1 pseudogene is annotated in these 1,680 nt (G+C 39.2%); it reads right to left on the reverse strand.

The window, feature by feature from the left end:
- Positions 1-59: 59 nt before the first annotated feature.
- A pseudogene (locus tag OZD68_RS06075) lies at positions 60-1,238 on the reverse strand (cytochrome ubiquinol oxidase subunit I); the annotation flags it as partial.
- Positions 1,239-1,680: the final 442 nt, after the last annotated feature.

Below are 1,680 nucleotides of genomic sequence, written 5' to 3' on the forward strand. Positions count from 1 at the left end.
GAAGGGCTAGAGTATCCACTTTAACCTCTCTAAATTTGCTCACAATCTCTTAACTTGACGCGTATGATTCCATATACAGTGTAAGGTTGACGGCCAATTTCAGTAGTAAACCAACCTGCAAGTAACGCTATGAACCCAGACGGCATCATTGATATCCACCATCCATGTAAGAAACAACTTTGGAATAATTTGCCACGAAGATACTGTATAACACTTACTGACCCAATTATGATCATTAAAATTCCAACTCCAACCATTATACGGAAGGACCAGAATACCCATACTACAGGTGGTCTATCTTCTTTTTTCCATTCCTTTAATCCTTTTACTTCTCCTAAAAAATCATGTGTTAAGATCAAGCTGGCAAGATTAGGAATTTTTATCTCGTAGTGATTAATTTCATTTTGCTAATCCGGATAAGCAAATAAAAGTAAGCCAGCCCCTTTTTCGGTTCCCCATATACCTTCCATTGCAGCAATCTTAGCAGGTTGATGCTTTAGTGTATTTAATCCATGCCTATCTCCCATGAACAGCTGAAATGGTGCAGCTAAAGCTACCATAATGGTTACCATACCAAGCATAATTCTTGCTTGAGGAGCATGTCGTTTTCTCCAAAGATAAAATGCTCCTACACCACCAACCACAAAAGCTGTTGTAAGATAGGCTGCTGTTACCATATGAATAAAGCGATAAGGGAAAGAAGGATTAAAAATAATCTCTAACCAATTGTTTGGATATAGGAGACCATTCTCACCAATCGTGAATCCAGCGGGTGTTTGCATCCAACTGTTGGCCGCAATAATCCAAAAAGCTGAAATAAGCTTTCCCACTGCAACAATACAAGTAGAAGCAAAGTGCATACGAGAACTTACTCTATTCCATCCAAATAGCATAATACTCAAAAAAGATGCCTCCAGAAAAAAGGCTGTTAAAACCTCAAAGGAAAATAGAGGGCCGAGAACATTGGCTATGCGGTCAGAAAAAATCGACCAATTGGTACCAAGTTGATATGACATTACAACTCCAGATACCACTCCCATGCCAAAAGCAACGGCAAAAATCTTGATCCAGAATTTATAAACATCACGGAAACGTGTATCACCAGTCTTAAGCCAACACCATTCCAAAAAGGCTAGAAAACTTGCAAGCCCGATCGTGAAAGCAGGAAATATAATGTGAAAGCCTATTGTGAAGGCAAACTGAATTCGAGCTAATAATAAAGGATCAAATTTAAACATTTTACCTAATACCCATGTATTACAAATAATAGCCAAATCTGCCTATAATTCAATCCATTTTTTCACAAAATTGACCTTACCCAGAAAAAGTAGAGAGAAAGTTAAGACGTTTTTGTCATGAGAATAAATTGTGCAGGAATACAACTGTTCTCCCTTGTCATACCGTCACGGTATCTCTAGATCCCGCTAACACGCAGCGGAATGACGATTGTCAGGCCAGCGCCCCTATGATGTCATCCCAGTGCTCCTTTTTTTGTCATCCCAGTGTCAGCTACTCGGATGACATCATCCTTTTTTTGGGATTCCAGCGTCACGCGCTGGAATGACACCTTCCGTATAAACATTAAGAAATTTACCAAGCGGAGAAAAAGGCAAAAGAAGCCCCGTGGTTGGCTAATTACTTACATTATACTTTCAAGTATGGCGTTTTTTTATTCTAAAC

This window comes from Wolbachia endosymbiont of Drosophila bicornuta (assembly GCF_028982105.1).
GTDB classification, from domain to species: domain Bacteria; phylum Pseudomonadota; class Alphaproteobacteria; order Rickettsiales; family Anaplasmataceae; genus Wolbachia; species Wolbachia pipientis.